Origin of the sequence: Chryseobacterium indologenes (assembly GCF_018362995.1) — a bacterium.
Taxonomy (GTDB): domain Bacteria; phylum Bacteroidota; class Bacteroidia; order Flavobacteriales; family Weeksellaceae; genus Chryseobacterium; species Chryseobacterium indologenes_G.
The window spans coordinates 4,575,305-4,591,476 of record NZ_CP074372.1; the positions used below are offsets into that span (position 1 = coordinate 4,575,305).

At 36.1% G+C, this 16,172-nt stretch carries 16 protein-coding genes; 15 read left to right on the forward strand and 1 reads right to left on the reverse strand.

Translation table 11 applies throughout. The features are described 5' to 3' along the window. Positions 1-4: 4 nt before the first annotated feature. A complete protein-coding gene (locus DYR29_RS20830; RefSeq protein WP_213278354.1) occupies positions 5-595 on the reverse strand; it encodes a hypothetical protein in 591 nt (196 codons plus the stop codon). Between the two features lie 176 nt (positions 596-771). On the opposite strand from DYR29_RS20830, the gene DYR29_RS20835 reads away from it, so the two are divergent. From DYR29_RS20835 to DYR29_RS20905, 15 genes are all read left to right on the forward strand, one after another. Continuing rightward, positions 772-2,058 carry an adenylosuccinate synthase gene (locus DYR29_RS20835; protein WP_213278355.1) on the forward strand — a complete coding sequence of 429 codons (1,287 nt, stop codon included), beginning with the start codon at positions 772-774 and terminating at the stop codon, positions 2,056-2,058. Positions 2,059-2,812: 754 nt separating this feature from the next. Further along, positions 2,813-3,661, forward strand: a complete 849-nt coding sequence (locus DYR29_RS20840; protein WP_213278356.1) for an energy transducer TonB — start codon at positions 2,813-2,815, stop codon at positions 3,659-3,661. A 164-nt stretch (positions 3,662-3,825) separates the two neighbouring features. After that, positions 3,826-4,599 (forward strand): ParA family protein, encoded by a 774-nt coding sequence (locus DYR29_RS20845; RefSeq protein ID WP_047374161.1) that lies wholly within the window; start codon positions 3,826-3,828, stop codon positions 4,597-4,599. Between the two features lie 69 nt (positions 4,600-4,668). Beyond that, positions 4,669-5,559 carry a ParB/RepB/Spo0J family partition protein gene (locus DYR29_RS20850; RefSeq protein WP_047374163.1) on the forward strand — a complete coding sequence of 297 codons (891 nt, stop codon included), beginning with the start codon at positions 4,669-4,671 and terminating at the stop codon, positions 5,557-5,559. Continuing rightward, positions 5,559-6,197 carry a DUF5683 domain-containing protein gene (locus DYR29_RS20855; RefSeq protein WP_213278357.1) on the forward strand — a complete coding sequence of 213 codons (639 nt, stop codon included), beginning with the start codon at positions 5,559-5,561 and terminating at the stop codon, positions 6,195-6,197. The genes DYR29_RS20850 and DYR29_RS20855 overlap by 1 nt, the downstream gene beginning before the upstream one ends. 61 nt (positions 6,198-6,258) lie before the next feature. Continuing rightward, entirely contained in the window at positions 6,259-6,960 is a 702-nt protein-coding gene (dapB, locus tag DYR29_RS20860; protein WP_047374207.1) for a 4-hydroxy-tetrahydrodipicolinate reductase, read from the forward strand. Positions 6,961-7,086: 126 nt separating this feature from the next. After that, positions 7,087-8,730, forward strand: coding sequence for a signal peptidase I (lepB, locus tag DYR29_RS20865; protein WP_213278358.1), 1,644 nt, complete (start codon positions 7,087-7,089; stop codon positions 8,728-8,730). Beyond that, positions 8,730-9,404 carry a signal peptidase I gene (lepB, locus tag DYR29_RS20870; protein WP_213278359.1) on the forward strand — a complete coding sequence of 225 codons (675 nt, stop codon included), beginning with the start codon at positions 8,730-8,732 and terminating at the stop codon, positions 9,402-9,404. The genes lepB (DYR29_RS20865) and lepB (DYR29_RS20870) overlap by 1 nt, the downstream gene beginning before the upstream one ends. Positions 9,405-9,415: 11 nt before the next feature. After that, on the forward strand, positions 9,416-10,033 hold the full coding sequence (locus DYR29_RS20875; protein ID WP_213278360.1) for a WbqC family protein: 618 nt from the start codon (positions 9,416-9,418) through the stop codon (positions 10,031-10,033). Between the two features lie 88 nt (positions 10,034-10,121). Next, positions 10,122-11,804: a S8 family serine peptidase gene (locus DYR29_RS20880; RefSeq protein WP_213278361.1), complete on the forward strand. Its 1,683-nt coding sequence runs from the start codon at positions 10,122-10,124 to the stop codon at positions 11,802-11,804. Positions 11,805-11,928: 124 nt separating this feature from the next. Next, a complete protein-coding gene (locus DYR29_RS20885; protein WP_213278362.1) occupies positions 11,929-12,420 on the forward strand; it encodes a lipocalin family protein in 492 nt (163 codons plus the stop codon). A gap of 25 nt (positions 12,421-12,445) precedes the next feature. Continuing rightward, positions 12,446-13,135, forward strand: coding sequence for an OmpA family protein (locus DYR29_RS20890; RefSeq protein WP_142719029.1), 690 nt, complete (start codon positions 12,446-12,448; stop codon positions 13,133-13,135). A 107-nt stretch (positions 13,136-13,242) separates the two neighbouring features. Continuing rightward, on the forward strand, positions 13,243-14,130 hold the full coding sequence (locus tag DYR29_RS20895; RefSeq protein ID WP_142719028.1) for a decaprenyl-phosphate phosphoribosyltransferase: 888 nt from the start codon (positions 13,243-13,245) through the stop codon (positions 14,128-14,130). After that, positions 14,127-15,446 carry an FAD-binding oxidoreductase gene (locus tag DYR29_RS20900; RefSeq protein ID WP_213278363.1) on the forward strand — a complete coding sequence of 440 codons (1,320 nt, stop codon included), beginning with the start codon at positions 14,127-14,129 and terminating at the stop codon, positions 15,444-15,446. Before DYR29_RS20895 ends, DYR29_RS20900 begins: the two co-directional genes overlap by 4 nt. Further along, complete coding sequence (locus DYR29_RS20905; protein WP_213278364.1) at positions 15,446-16,171, forward strand: SDR family NAD(P)-dependent oxidoreductase; 726 nt, start codon at positions 15,446-15,448, stop codon at positions 16,169-16,171. Before DYR29_RS20900 ends, DYR29_RS20905 begins: the two co-directional genes overlap by 1 nt. The last annotated feature ends 1 nt before the right edge of the window (position 16,172 follow it).

Below are 16,172 nucleotides of genomic sequence, written 5' to 3' on the forward strand. Positions count from 1 at the left end.
AATATTATTTTATTTCAACGTCTGGAAGTTTATAATTTCCAACAGTTTCAATTAATTTTGAAGTGTTGGTTTTTAAATTATTAAAGAACGAATCCATATTTTCAGGGTATCCTCTTTCACTCATAGCAAAAAGAAGAACACCTTTATTTTTGTCATTGTTAACAGTTTTATAGCGATAAATATTTCTTTCTGCGATTAGTATCTCCTTGCCATCCTTTGAATTTTCACTGATAAGAAAATCTAAAATATACTCTCCATTATTTTCAAAAATCTGATAATTAACAACCGGGTTAGTCTTTTTCATCTCCTTAAGTTCACTTACCTTTTGATCAACAATATCCTTAAGATTGAATTCACCTTTTATGAAGTCGATCAGAATCATACTACTGTATTTATTGATATTTTCATTTGAACTTATATATTCCTGTTTGAAATAGTTCTCATTAGGGTGTGAACTCCAAACGAGATTGTATTCTTTTTGATTCAAATTAATAGGACCTGGTATATTTAAATAATCATTAATCTTATTTTTATTCTGAGCCTTAAAAAAACACAGAGGAATTATTAGAAATAGAATAAGGCTTTTAAATTTCATTTTGAATATTTATAGTAAATATAGGCTATTTTACAGAGGTATGAAAGTAAAATATTATAAATAGAGTTACATTCAACCTCATGATTTTCACCCCACCAAAAATAAAATTCGCCTCAAATTTGCTCACCCAATTTTTTAAAAGTAATTTTGCACGAATCTAAAAACAAAAGTAAAATATGTCAACTTATGTAGTTGTAGGTCTTCAGTACGGAGATGAAGGCAAAGGAAAAATCACGGATGTTTTATCAGCAAAATCGGACTATGTAGTACGTTTCCAGGGTGGGGACAACGCTGGTCACACGGTTTATGTAGGTGATGAAAAATTCGTTCTACACCTTCTTCCTTCAGGAGTTCTTCAATGCAAAGGGAAATGTATCATTGCGAATGGAGTAGTGGTAAACCCTAAGTCTTTTATTAGAGAAGTTGGTCAGATCGAGAGCAAAGGCTTGAGAACAGATCATATCTTTATCAGCAGAAGAGCGCATGTGATCATGCCTTACCACATCCTTTTGGATACTTACCGTGAAGAGGAACACGGAGGAACTCAGATCGGAACTACCAAAAAAGGAATCGGGCCTTGTTATGAAGATAAAATTGCAAGAGTCGGGATCAGAATGGTAGACCTTTTAAATCCTGAAATTTTAAGAGATAAAATTGAGAAAAACTTAAAAGTTAAAAATTCTCTTTTTGAAAAATATTACGGAAAACCAACTTTAGACGTTGAAGAAATCTACAACGAATATTTAGAGATCGGGAAACAGCTTCAAGACAGAATCGTTGATACTGAATTAGAGCTGAACGAAGCGATCAGAGATGGTAAAAATGTATTGTTCGAAGGAGCTCAGGCGCTAATGCTTGATATCGACTTCGGTACATATCCATACGTAACTTCATCTTCTCCGTCTACAGGAGGAGTTTGTACAGGAGCTGGTGTTCCGCCAACTTCACTTCAAAACCTGATCGGAGTAGCAAAAGCTTACTGTACAAGAGTAGGGAACGGTCCTTTCCCTTCTGAATTAGATAACGAACTGGGTGAAAAAATCAGACAGATTGGAGGTGAATTCGGAGCTACTACAGGAAGACCAAGAAGAACAGGCTGGTTAGACCTTGTTTCTTTAAAGCATGCTTGTATGATCAACGGAATCAATAACCTTGTGATTACGAAGCTTGACGTTCTTACAGGAATTGAAAACCTTAAAATCGTTACTCATTACAAAACAGAAGATGGAAAAATCATTGATTATTTCACTTCTTCAACAGAAAAACTATACAATTACGAACCAATCTACCAGGATTTACCAGGTTGGAACGAAGATATTACAAAAGCAAGAAGCTATGATGAACTTCCTGATAACGCTCAGAAATACATCGAGTTTATTGAGAAATATTTAGGAATCAATGTATACTTGGTTTCTGTAGGTCCTGAAAGAAGTCAGAACATTATCAGAAAAGAATTATTCTAATATTCTTAAACATCAAAATAAGAAAGAGACTATCATTGGATGGTCTCTTTTTTTGTTTAAATGACCCTTATCAAGGTTTAAAACCTTAACAAGGATTGGTGTTCAGAGATCAGGATTAATAAACTTAAACAGATTTTTAGCAGATCATTCCGGTCATGAATTTTTATATACTTTTGTCTTGGAACAAAACTATAAACAGAAAAATCAATCAGATGGAAGGAAATAAAATACCCCAGCGCTTTCTGGATAATATTGTAATAAGTTTATATTTTACAATAGCCTATGCGGCTTTGCTGATTGTTTATTTGGGGTTGCCTATAAGAGTTAGTTCAGATTTTTTGCTGTTCCTGTTTATAGTCTGCAGTTTGGTTTTTAGTATAGGTGCTATTTATTTTGCGGTTAAAAGTTATAAAAAAACGAAGATCAGTTCAATTATTCTGATAGTAATCAATTCTCTGGGATTATTGATCCCGCTTACTCTTCTTCTCCTGCTTATATAATTTTCTCTACTAAGCTATCAATCTGTTATTTGTAGTTTGTTGTTCTTATTTATTTTCATAGGAAATAGTTCTGTTTTCTTGTGTGACCTTTCCTACTTAAAAATGTTAAAATTTAAACATTATCATAAAATTTTCTAATATTATGTTGTTTTGTTAAAAAATTGGCAAATGTTTTGATATTACAACATTGCTTATCGATAAGAGCTAACAAAACTAATAATCAAAATTTTTAACAGTTTAAAAAAGTAGTAGTGATGAAACAACATAATCAAAACCAGGAATTTCGTTTTAACGAAGTTCTCTTTGAGCACCGCAATAAAGAATATGGTGCCTATGCATTAAGAAACGAATCAGATAGAATATTAACCAAAGCGCTTTTTATCGGAGCAAGTTTAATGGCAGCAGTATCTATTACGCCGTTTGTGCTTTCTGCAATGAAATCAGATGTAGTTATAGATAGAATTAAGGATGATGGTGAAAGAAGAATAATTAAAATTGTTGAACCGCCTGAAAAAGATCCTCCTGTACAGATTGTAAAAACTGTTGCACCTCCAAACACGAAAACGTTTGACAGTACAGTGCCTACGCCATCAAGTGATGCTAAAGATGATGTAAAAAAAGATCCTATACCGGATGATGCTGTAGCAGGTTTTGTAAATAACTTTAAAGGAGAGCCGGTTACACCTAATACGCCAAATGTTCCAACGGTATCAGTAGGAACAGGTCCTGTAATTACCACACCACCGCCAGTAATATCTGATCCGGTGGACAAAAATAAGATTGCAGCACCTGGAGAACTTGGTGTAGAAGCTAATTTCACAGGAGGAATAGACGCCTTCAGAAATAAAGTAATGAACAACTTTGATGGTTCAGGATTTGAATCAGAAGATGTAGTAAAAACGACAGTTACCTTTATTGTAGAAATGGACGGAACCATCTCAGGGGTAAAAGCTAATGGAACCAACGCCGACTTTAACAGTGAAGCCATGAGAACAATTAAAAACATCTCAAGCAAAGGAAAATGGATCCCAGCCAAAAACAAAAAAGGAGAATTCGTAAGAAGTTATTTCAAATTTCCTATCTCAATGAAGTTTGATAATTAATACGGAAAAGTAAATTTCAAATAGTTATCCACAAAGAATTTTTTTTGTGGATAATTTTTTTTATCGTTAAATTGCTTATTAACAATATTTTAACTCAATTTTGATTTTCCCCACTCACCGAGAGCAAAGAAAAAAGTGTATTTTTGAAACTTAAAGTTCTAATAATGGCAAAAATCATAGGTATTGCTAATCAAAAAGGAGGCGTTGGTAAAACTACCACCGCTGTAAACTTGGCGGCAGCATTAGGAGTATTGGAAAAAAGAATATTAATCATTGATGCTGATCCTCAGGCGAATGCTACATCCGGCCTGGGTGTTGAAGATGTTCAGTATTCTACATATAATCTTTTGGAGCATAGTGCAGAAACAAGGGTTTGCATCAAAAGAACTGCGACTCCGAACCTGGATATTATTCCGTCGCATATCGACCTGGTAGCTGCGGAAATTGAATTGGTAGACAAGGAGGACCGTGAGTATATGCTGAGAAAAGCACTGGCCAGTGTAAGAGACGATTATGACTATATCATTATCGACTGTGCACCGAGTTTAGGCCTTATTACAGTTAATGCTCTTACAGCAGCAGACTCTGTAATTATTCCGATCCAGTGTGAGTATTTTGCATTAGAAGGACTTGGGAAACTTTTGAATACCGTTAAAAATGTTCAGAAGATCCACAATAAAGATCTTGGAATTGAAGGTCTTCTTCTTACGATGTATGACAGCCGATTGAGGCTATCCAATCAGGTAGTGGAAGAAGTGAATCTTCACTTTCCGGAAATGGTTTTTGAAACCATTATCAGCAGAAACGTAAGGCTGAGTGAAGCACCAAGTTTTGGAGAAAGTATCCTGAATTATGATGCAGAAAGTAAAGGAGCTGTTCAGTATATTCAGTTAGCTGAAGAAGTTCTTTTGAGGAACGAAAACTTAATAAAGAATTAAATTAATAATAAATGGCCAATAGGTGGATGCTAGCCACCACTTATCAAACATCATTTATCAATTATATCTATGAAGGACAAAAAAAGAGCTATGGGACGCGGATTGGGCGCCATTTTAAGCGCAGAATCTAAAGCAACTGTCAATTCAGCTACTGATGAAGGAGCAGATAAGTTTGTTGGAAATATTGTAGAAGTTGCACTTGAAGATATCTATCCGAACCCGACGCAGCCGAGAACTTATTTTGATGAAAAAGCATTAAACGAACTTGCACAGTCAATTGAAAACCTGGGAGTAATCCAACCGATTACCCTGAGAAAAGACGGTGAAAAGTTTGAGATCATTTCCGGGGAAAGACGTTACAGAGCAACCAAAATTGCAGGATTAACGACTATTCCTGCCTATATCCGTTTAGTGAATGATCAGGAACTTCTTGAGATGGCTCTTGTTGAAAATATTCAGAGAGAAGATCTTGATGCCATCGAAATTGCACTTACTTATCATAGGCTTTTAGAGGAAATAGGTCTTACGCAGGAAAATCTGAGCCAGAGAATAGGAAAGGATAGAAGTACCATTACCAATTCTATCAGACTATTAAGATTAAACCCGGATATTCAGAATGCCATCAGAAGCGGTGAGATTTCTGCAGGACACGGAAGAGCAATCATCAGTCTTGAAAGTGAAGAAGATCAGCAGGTGTTGTTCGAGCTTATCATCAAAGAGAAATTAAACGTTCGTCAGGCAGAGCAGGCAGCTGCTGCATTGAAGAATCCAAAGTCTCCTGCTGCAAAAAAAGCAAAAGTGGAGCTTTCCAATAACTATAAAAAAGCCCAGAAGACAATCGCTGATATCTTGGAGGTAAAAGTAGAGATCAAATCTTCTGGAAATGGTAAAAAAGGTAAAATTGTCCTGGACTTCAAAAATGAAGAAGAGCTGGAATATATTTTATCCCATATTAAATAATGAAGAAAATATTTTTCACATTTTTCTTGTGTATTGCTGCATTGGCCTATTCACAAGTGAAACCTATTGATACCGTTCGGATGCAGACTCCTCCGAAAGAGGAATCCCGTGTGGTAAAACCTGGCAAAACAGAAGCAAAGATCATTGAAGATCTTGAAAAAGCCAATGGTCCCACAGTAAAAACCATAAAATTGAATCCCACCAGAGCAGGATTGTATTCTGCCGTTTTACCGGGATTGGGACAGTTTTATAACAAAAAATACTGGAAGATTCCCATTGTCTGGGGAGCGGTAGGAGCCGGAGTTGGTATTGCTGTATGGAATGATAACCAATACAAAAAATACCGTGAATACTATATCGCAAAACTTAATGGTACCCCTAATGAATTTGTGGACAGCCACCCGTTTTTAGATAAAAGAGCATTGGGGAACGCACAGGACAGAGCGAAGAGACAAAGAGATTACGCCATTGCCATTACAGGACTTATTTATATTCTGAATATTGTAGATGCCGTAGTAGATGCACACCTTTACGAAAGCCGTCATGACCCGGATTTGGTTTTTAAGCCATCGGTTATTCAGGATCAGTATGGGTACAGTGCTCCAAAAACCGGGTTCAGTTTAAGTTATAGATTTTAGAAGACAACATATCTGCAGAAAACTTCGGTTGAAAGCAGTATTTAAAAATAAAAAAGATTATATGAAAATAGCATTAGTTGGTTACGGTAAAATGGGTAAGATCATTGATGAGATCGCGCAGAAAAGAGGTCATGAAGTAGTTGCCCGTCTTAAGGAAACCCCAACTGCTGAGAATCTTAATAATCCGGATGTTGTAATTGAATTCTCATTGCCTGAAGTGGCATTTGAAAACATCAAGGCTTGTCTTGAAAATAAAATTCCGGTGATCTGTGGAACTACAGGCTGGCTGGATCAGAAAGAAGAAATAGAAAAACTGGCTGTAGAAAACGGTACTGCATTTCTATATGGTTCCAACTTTAGTTTAGGAGTCAATTTATTTTTTGCTTTAAACGAAAAGCTTGCAGATCTCATGAAAAACGTAGATGAATACTCTTGCCAGCTGGAAGAGATTCACCACATCCATAAAAAAGATGCTCCAAGCGGAACCGCTATTTCCATTGCAGAAGGAATCATTCAGAACAATCCTAAATTCGATGCCTGGAAGTTGGAAGAAACAGAAGGAAAACAATTAGGAATTTTTGCAGTACGTGAAGATGAAGTTCCGGGAACTCACAGCGTATATTACAGAAGTGAAGTAGACGAAATCGAGATCAAGCACACTGCTTTCAACAGAAACGGTTTTGCGCTGGGAGCTGTGGTAGCTGCCGAGTGGATTAAAGATAAAAAAGGAAACTTCGCAATGAAAGACGTTTTAGGACTTTAATTTGTAACAAATTCTGTAAATTGCAGACCAATAAACAGAAAATGATGAATAGTGAATTGTAAACGGCGGACTGCTTTTATCATTTATTACTCATCATTTTTATCATAAGAATAGGCACAAAAATTTATGAATTATTTTTTAACTTATACAGTATATGTCCTCATACTATCCGTATTGATGGGGATTTCATCTTGGAAACTGTTCAAGAAAATGGGCTATAGCCCTTTATTTGCTTTTATCCCTTTCTATAACTATTTCATTATTCTGAAAGAAACAAAGCATCCGAAATGGTGGGCGATCCTGTCTTATCTTCCGATTGTAGGACCAATCATGATGTCCGTTTTCCACCTTTATCTGGTGAAAAAGTTTGGAAAAACCCTTTTCAAAGATCAGATTCTTACCGTGATCCTGCCATTTATTTATTTGGCGGTAATCAACTATTCTAAAGATGTAGAGTTAGAAGATGAAAATGCAAACGACCTGTTTCTTACGGACGAAGAGAAGAATGATAAAAAGAAAGATACATTCGTAGGTTCAATTACCTTTGCGGTAGTTTTTGCAACTATTATCCACGTTTTTGTAACACAGCCTTTCGGGATTCCTACAGGATCTATGGAAAGAACATTATTAGTGGGTGACTTCCTTTTTGTAAACAAATGGAGCTACGGGTACAGACTTCCGATGCGTCCGGTAGCAATACCTTTCCTTCAGGGGACGATTATGGATACAGGAAAAAAAGGTAACCCGAAAGATGATCCAAAATCTTACGTAGATGCAGTAAAGCTTCCTTACACAAGAATTTTACAATTCAGCAAGCCACAGAAAAATGATGTGGTGGTTTTCAACTATCCTCAGGATTCTGTACATACAGCCATTGACAGAAAAGACCCTTACGTAAAACGTTGTGTTGCTACAGCAGGTGACACCTTTGAAATGAGAGCCGGAAGACTTTTCGTAAACGGAAAGCCGGAAACTGTTTTGGGAGATCAGGAAGTACAGCACAGATATATTGTAACAACCGATGCTCAATTAGATATCCCAACCTTATATAAAGCTTATGGATTTTTGCCGGTTCAGGAGTTTCAACAGGATAATGGAGGATTCATTTATGGTTTTCAGGGCCTAACAGACAAGACAGCTAAAGAAATTAAAGAACTTCCTCATGTTCTGGATATGAAAGAAGAAGTTTCGCCAAAAGGAGAAGCTGCAGTATATTACAGAGACGAAGCCAAAACTAAAATTGATACTACACAATCTATTTTCCCGATCAACAAACCTTGGAATCAGGATTGGTACGGCCCGCTTAGAATTCCTAAAAAAGGTGATGTGGTGGCAATCAATCAGGAAACACTTCCAACCTATCAGTGGATTATTTCTGAATATGAGCACAACAGCTTAGAGAAGAAGAATGGGAAGATCTTTATCAACGGAAAAGAAGCAACCCAATATACTATTCAACAGGATTATTATATGATGGTAGGAGACAACAGAGATGCTTCATTAGATGCAAGATTCTTTGGTTTTGTTCCGGAAGAAAATATTGTAGGAAAACCGATGTTTACATGGATGAGCCTTCAGGGTGCTTTTGCAGACAGCAGTTCTACTTATCAGGCACCATTCAAAATCCGTTGGGAAAGAATGTTCAAAGCAACCAATACAGGAGAAGCTAACAAAACTTCTTACTGGTGGATTGCAGCGATGATCTTGATCCTGTTCTTCGGGTGGGAGTATTTCGTGAAATTATTCAGAAAGAAAAAAACTGAAGAATAGTGTTTAAAAGTAAAATATTTAATAAAGTCCTTTTAATAGGCAGCTTTATTGTAACTCTTTTTATTATTGCAAAACTCTCCGGGGTTTTGCAATATGCTTTTGTACCAACGGCAGGCAATGAACCTACCATCAAAAAAAAGTCATTTATTGTGATGACTAACATCCTTCCTTATGCTAAGTTTGAAATGATTGCTTACAATCAGAATAATTTAGATTACCCTCAAGGTGTCTATGTGCAAAGATTAATAGGAACGGAAAATGATGAGATTTTAATTAAGAATGGAAAATTATACATTAATAACACATTGATAGATAAGTTTAATGTGAAGCATTCTTATAAAATAGACAGAGGCTATGCAAATGATCTCCTGTTTAAAGGAACTGAAGAAAATGAAATCTTTCAGATTGATGATAATTACTTCATTACCCAGTTAAGTGATAAAGAACTTAATGATAATTTCTTTCATGAAAGGTTTATAAATCCAAATACAGATCAGGATATTCGCAAAATTTATCATAAAGATTGGAATGCAGATAACTTTGGACCAATAAAAGTTCCAAGTGGAAAATTATTCTTTTTAGGAGATAATCGTAATGCAAGTTTAGATTCCCGTTATTTAGGCTTTATTGATGAGAAGGATGCTGTAGGACGAGTAATTTACCCTAGAAACTAGATTATATTATTATGCAAGATATTTTATTACCGGCATTTTATTTGCCCCCAATTTCATGGTTTTCAGTATTGTTAAATCCTGAGAATGAAATTACATTGGAACAGTTTGAAAGCTTTCCCAAGCAGACTTACAGAAACAGAGCAAACATCTATGGAGCCAACGGAAAATTGTCTTTAATAATTCCTATCCATCATAACGGGAAAAGAGAATTTAAAGATATTGAAATCTCTTACCGCGAAGATTGGAGAGCCCTTCATTGGAAATCAATAAAGACAGCATATCAGAGTTCTCCTTATTTTGAATACTATGAAGATAAGTTCAGAAAAATATTTGAGCTTCAGGAAAAATACCTTCTTGATTTTAACCTTAAAGGGATAGAAATCATCCAACAGATATTGAAAACAGAAAAGGCACACTCTTTGAATGAAGAATATATCAAAAATCCTGAAAGTATTAATTTCAGAGAAAAGTTTTCGGCAAAGCTTCCTTCAGAGTTTCAAATGGAAGAATATTACCAGACATTTTCTGATAAACTAGGCTTTTTGGAAGACCTTTCGGTTCTTGACCTTATTTGTAATAAAGGCCCGGAATCACTGATGTATATAAAAAATGTAAAACAATCATATTAGCATACCATCGCTATTAGTGAAATTTCAGTATAGAACGGAAGAAGTTGGCGATTGGTGTATCTCTTTTAAAAAAAATAAATTTCAACATATGAAAAAGGTATTATTAGCTGCAGTTTTTTTAGCAGGTTTTAGTTTCTCTTTTGCACAGGAATCTAAAGCTAAAAGTATTGATCCAAACGAAGATAAAGATCTGATGACATGGTATCATAAAGATTTTGCAACTTCAAAAGTATATGGAGTAAATACGGCAAATGCTTATAAATACTTAGAATCTAAAGGACTGAAGCCTAAAACCGTTGTGGTAGGAGTTTTGGATAGTGGAGTACAGGTAGACCATCCCGGATTGGTAAAGAACCTTTGGTCAAACCCTAATGAAATTCCCGGAAATGGTAAAGATGATGACGGAAACGGATATATTGATGATGTACACGGTTGGAACTTCATAGGAGGTAAAAACGGTGATGTTGATATCGACAATATGGAAGTGACAAGAGTCGTTGCCAAATACAAACCTGTTTTTGAAGGAACTGATTCCACTAAAAATAAAGCAAATCAGGCTCAAATGAAAGAAGAGTTTGATATGTATATGAAGGCCAAAGATATGTTCAATAAAAAAAGTATCGAGGCTCAGCAGAATTTCAAAACCTATTCTATGCTGAACGAGCTGATTCCTAATATGGTAAAATTATTAGGAGGTAAGCCTGTCACTGCTGAAACGCTTTCAACAATTAAAGCCCCTACAGACCAGAAAGATGCAATCGCATTGGAATTCCTTGGCCAGATTTCTCAAAGTCCCGAATTCAAAGGAAAATCTTCCGCTGAATTTGAAAAGAAGATGAAAGAAGAAATGAAGGAGGCAATAGACCACTTTGCTCCGGCAGCAAAACAATATGACCTTTCCTATGATACCAGAAAAGAAATTGTAGGTGATAACTATGATGACTATTCTGAAAAAAGTTATGGTAACAACCATTACGAAGGACCGGATGCAGAACATGGAACTCACGTAGCGGGAATTATTGCAGGACTGCCGCAAGGAAAAGAAATTCAGCATGGGGTGGCTTCAAAGGTTGCTAAGATCATGTCTGTAAGAACAGTTCCGAATGGTGATGAAAGAGATAAAGACGTGGCTAACGCTATCAGATATGCAGTAGATAACGGAGCAAAAGTTTTAAATATGAGCTTCGGGAAACCTGTATCTCCAGGTAAAAATGTAGTTTGGGATGCTTTTAAATATGCTGAAGATAAAGGCGTTCTTTTAGTAAAAGCTGCAGGTAACGAAAATGAAGATGTCGCAGAACATTTGGCATATCCTACCAACTTTAAAAATGTTACTGATGAAAAACCATTTGTAAGCAACGTTCTTGTAGTAGGAGCAAGTACCAATAAAAACAATGCTTTAAGAGCCGATTTCTCTAACTACAATAAAAAAATGGTGAATGTTTTCGCTCCGGGAGAAGAAATCTATTCTACTGTTCCTAAAAACGAATATAAATACCTTCAGGGAACCTCTATGGCTTCTCCTGTTGTAGCCGGAGGAGCTGCTGTTTTATTAGCATATATGCCGGATCTTAAACCTTATCAGATCATTGAAGCGCTTGTAAAAAGCAGCAATGTAAGCACAGCAAACGGATTCACAGATCAATCGCAGGCAGGAGGGGTTATCGACCTTAAAAAAGCTGCAGAATACGCCTATACTAATTTCTACAAAGGAAAGCCGGCAAGTCCTGCTAAGCCTTCGAAATCCGTAAAAAAGGCTGTTAAAAAATAATTTATCTCCCTGTCTTTAAGGAGAAACCATAAAAAGTCCGAATTTTTTCGGACTTTTTATTTTTTATTTTAAATTTTGGCACGGTTTTTTGTAACTTTATAGTAACAAAATAATAAACAACAAAATGAAAAAGTTACTACTTGCAGGGATGTTGGGAACATCACTTTTTGCAGTTTCGTGTTCCTCTGTTAACAAAGCAGCTACATCTCAAAATCAAAGAGCCGACTTCCTGAAAATGAAAGGAGACTGGCAGATTGTAAGCATAGATTATGATAAAGGTTATAAAATTAAACCTTTTGACGAAGGTGCGGACGCACAGTGTTTCGTAGGAAGCCACTGGAGACTGATTCCTAACAACTGGACAGGAGCGTATACTTTAAATGGTGGTGGAGACTGCCCGGCAATTACACAGCCTATCAAGTTTGAAGTAAAAGACGGTAACACGTTTATGTTTAAAAAAATTGCTTCAGGTACTAAAGCAAAACAAAATACTGCGGGGTATACAATGACCTTAACTAACCAGTCTACAGATCAGTTTTCACTTCAGCAAGATGTTCCTTTTGAAGGAGGCAATGTAAAAGTAGTTTACAACTTCCAGAGAACAGGAATGAAATAATTTATCAACATAAAAGATCAAAAAAATGAATTTTAATAAAACATACGTAGGAGCCCTTTTCTTGTCATCAGCATTATTATTGACAAGTTGTGAGGCGGTTCAGAATTCAAATCACCAACAAAGAGGTACAGCAGTAGGTGTTGCTTCAGGAGCAGTACTTGGAGGTATCTTGGGTAATAATGTAGGAAAAGGAGGAAACGGAGCCATTGGTGCTGTATTAGGTGGTATTATCGGTGGTGTAGCTGGTAATGTTATCGGTAACAAAATGGATAAGCAAGCCAGAGATATTAAAGAAACTTTACCAGGTGCTCAGGTAGAAAGAGTAGGAGACGGTATTAAAGTAACAATGAATGAAAGCATAGTTAACTTTGCATTTGACTCTTCAAACCTTACTTCTCTTGCACAGACTAACCTTGATAAGCTGGCTCAGGTATTAGCAAATAACCCGGATACTAATATCAATATCTACGGATATACAGACAGCGTAGGTAAAGATGCTTACAATTTGTCGCTTTCTCAAAGAAGAGCAGATGCGGTAAAAGCTTATTTAGTAGGGAAAGGAATTGCTTCAGGCAGAATGTTCACAAAAGGTGAAGGTAAAAATATGCCGGTTGCAAGCAACGATACTGATGAAGGAAGAGCTAAAAACAGAAGAGTTGAGTTTGCGATCACTGCAAATGAAAAAATGATTAATGATGCCAAGCAAGGGCAGTAATTAATTTTACATATAAATATTTTCGTAAAAGACCGCCCCGGCGGTTTTTTTTGTATTTTTATGCTAGAAATTTTGAATTTATTATTTTTGTACTTGAAATAACATAAATGAAGAAATATTTAAAGCTGCTCCGTGTAGAGCAATGGGTGAAAAACCTTTTTGTATTTGTCCCTCTTTTCTTTTCAGGTAATATTACCAACATAGATCTGCTTACCAAAAGCATTTTCGCATTTGTTATATTTTCGCTTGCGGCCAGTGTTGTGTATATCCTGAATGATTACAATGATATTGAAGCAGACAGAAAACATCCTGAAAAAAGGAGAAGACCTTTAGCCAGTGGGGCTATTTCAAAAGCAACAGCTATAGGAATCCTTATCGGTCTGGTTATTACAGATATTGTTCTTGTATTTTTCACACAGCTCTACTTCCATGAGTTGCTTTGGAAGTTTGCTATCATCATCGGTTTCTATGTGATGATGAATCTGGCATATACATTTAGACTGAAACATGTTCCGATTATCGATATCTTTATTATCGCTATAGGATTTGTACTTCGTGTATTGGCTGGAGGTTATATTACAGGTATCAGTATTTCACAATGGGCTATTCTCTTAACATTTGTACTGGCACTCGTGCTTGCAATTGGAAAAAGAAGGGGAGAGCTGATCAACGCACAGGTTTCAGGAAAAACAAGAAAGGCATTGGATGGATATAATGTTCAGTTTGCAGACATTGCATTATCCATTTCTATTACACTGGCTATTGTGTGTTACCTGATGTTTACTCTGTCACCGGAAGTTCAGGAAAGATTCCATGAAAGAGTTTTTTATACGGTAATCTTCGTGGTTTTTGCCTTATTAAGATACCTTCAGCAGACTTTGGTCTACAACAGAACAGAATCTCCCACAAAAATTGTGTACAGAGACCGCTATATACAGGTTACCCTGGTACTTTGGGTGGCTGCATTTTTAATTCAAATTTATTTTAAGAAATGAAGCCGAATTTCACACAGAAAGTTACAAACTGGGGTAATTTCCCGGTAGTGGAGAAAGAAATGAGATCAGAGGAAAGTTTCAAAAAAATAAAAGAATTTGTACTCAATCACAACGAAATTATTGCCAGAGGAAACGGAAGATGTTATGGAGATGCTTCGTTGGGAGAATCTATATTTTCAACAAAAAAATTAAATAAGTTTATCAATTTTGACCGTTTAAACGGAGTGATAGAATGTGAATCCGGAGTGCTGCTTTCAGATGTTCTGGAAATTGCTGTTCCACAGGGATATTTTCTGTATGTTACTCCGGGTACAAAATTTGTATCAGTAGGAGGCGCAATAGCTTCTGATGTTCATGGAAAAAACCATCATGCAGAAGGATGTTTCTCAGAATATGTGATTGAATTTAAACTCATGACAGAGAGCGGGGAGATCATTACCTGTTCCAGAGAAGAAAATTCAGAGAAATTCTGGGCTACCATTGGTGGAATGGGACTTACAGGGATTATTCTTACGGCAAAATTTAAGCTTAAAAATATAGAATCCGCATACATTCGTCAGGAAAGCATCAAAGCGGAAAATCTGGATGAAATATTTAAACTGTTTGATGAAAGTGAAAACTGGACTTATACCGTTGCATGGATCGATTGTCTTCAGAAAGGGAAAAACATTGGAAGAAGTATCCTGATGAGAGGTGAACATGCTTTTCAACATGAACTTCCCCAGAAATTTTCGAAAACTCCTTTGAGATTAAAGAAAAAATTATCGCCTACAGTTCCTTTTTATTTTCCGGGATTTGTGCTGAATGCCCTAACGGTAAAAGTTTTCAACTGGCTATACTATAAAAAACAGTCTAAGAAAGAAGTTAAAAACTTTATTGATTACGAAACATTTTTCTATCCTTTGGATGCTATTAATGATTGGAACAAAATCTACGGAAAATCCGGTTTTATACAATATCAGATGGTAATTCCTAAAGAAGCGGGAAAAGAAGGGATGAAAAGAATCCTTGAAACAATCGCGAAAAGTGGAAACGGATCATTCCTGGCAGTTTTAAAGCTCTTTGGAAAACACAATCCGGATGCTTACAACTCATTCCCTGTTGAAGGGTATACACTGGCACTGGATTTTAAAGTCAATTCAAAACTGAAAAAACTGGTAGACCAGCTTGATGCAATTGTTCAGGAGTTCGGAGGAAGAATTTACCTCACCAAAGACAGTATGAGCAGATCATCGCTTACCAATTATCTGAAAAATATTCAAAATCCTAAATTTGTGTCTTTACAGCACAAAAGAATCATAAACAACAACTCATAATGATAGTTCTGGGAAGTACATCTGAAGTGGCACAGGCTTTTGTGGAAAAAGCACTTCAGGAAGGAGAAAAGTTTGAAAAAATCTATCTTTTTACCTCAAATAAAGAAACTACAGAACGCTTCGCAAGACATATTGATGTGAAGTTTCTGCAGCAGGCAGAAGTTATTGAACTGGATCTGACCAAAGAAATTGATTACAACAGATTTGATAATATCAATTCAAATGTATTATTTTGTGCCGTAGGATATTTGGGGGAAGGAACGGAAGAAGGACTGTATGACAACAGGAATACGGAACGGATCATAGACATTAATTATTCAAAACTGGTTCCTGTGATGAACTATTTTGCTCATAAATTTGAAAGCAGAAGATCCGGAACGATCATTGGGCTTTCATCAGTGGCAGGAGACAGGGGAAGACAGAGTAATTTTATTTATGGAAGTGCAAAAGCAGCATTTACAGCCTATTTGAGCGGTTTGAGAAACTATCTTTTTGATAAAAAAGTACATGTTCTTACGATAAAACCTGGGTTTATGGCAACTAAAATGACAGAAGGCCTGCCTTTGAACCCGAAACTGACAGCAACACCGAAACAGGCAGCTGCCTGTATTTATAAAGCCTTCAAAAAGGAGAGAAACGTGGCATATGTTTTGCCGGTTTGGAGTATTATTATGATGATTATCAGGAATATACCTGAGTTTATATTCAAGAAATTAAAGCTTTAAG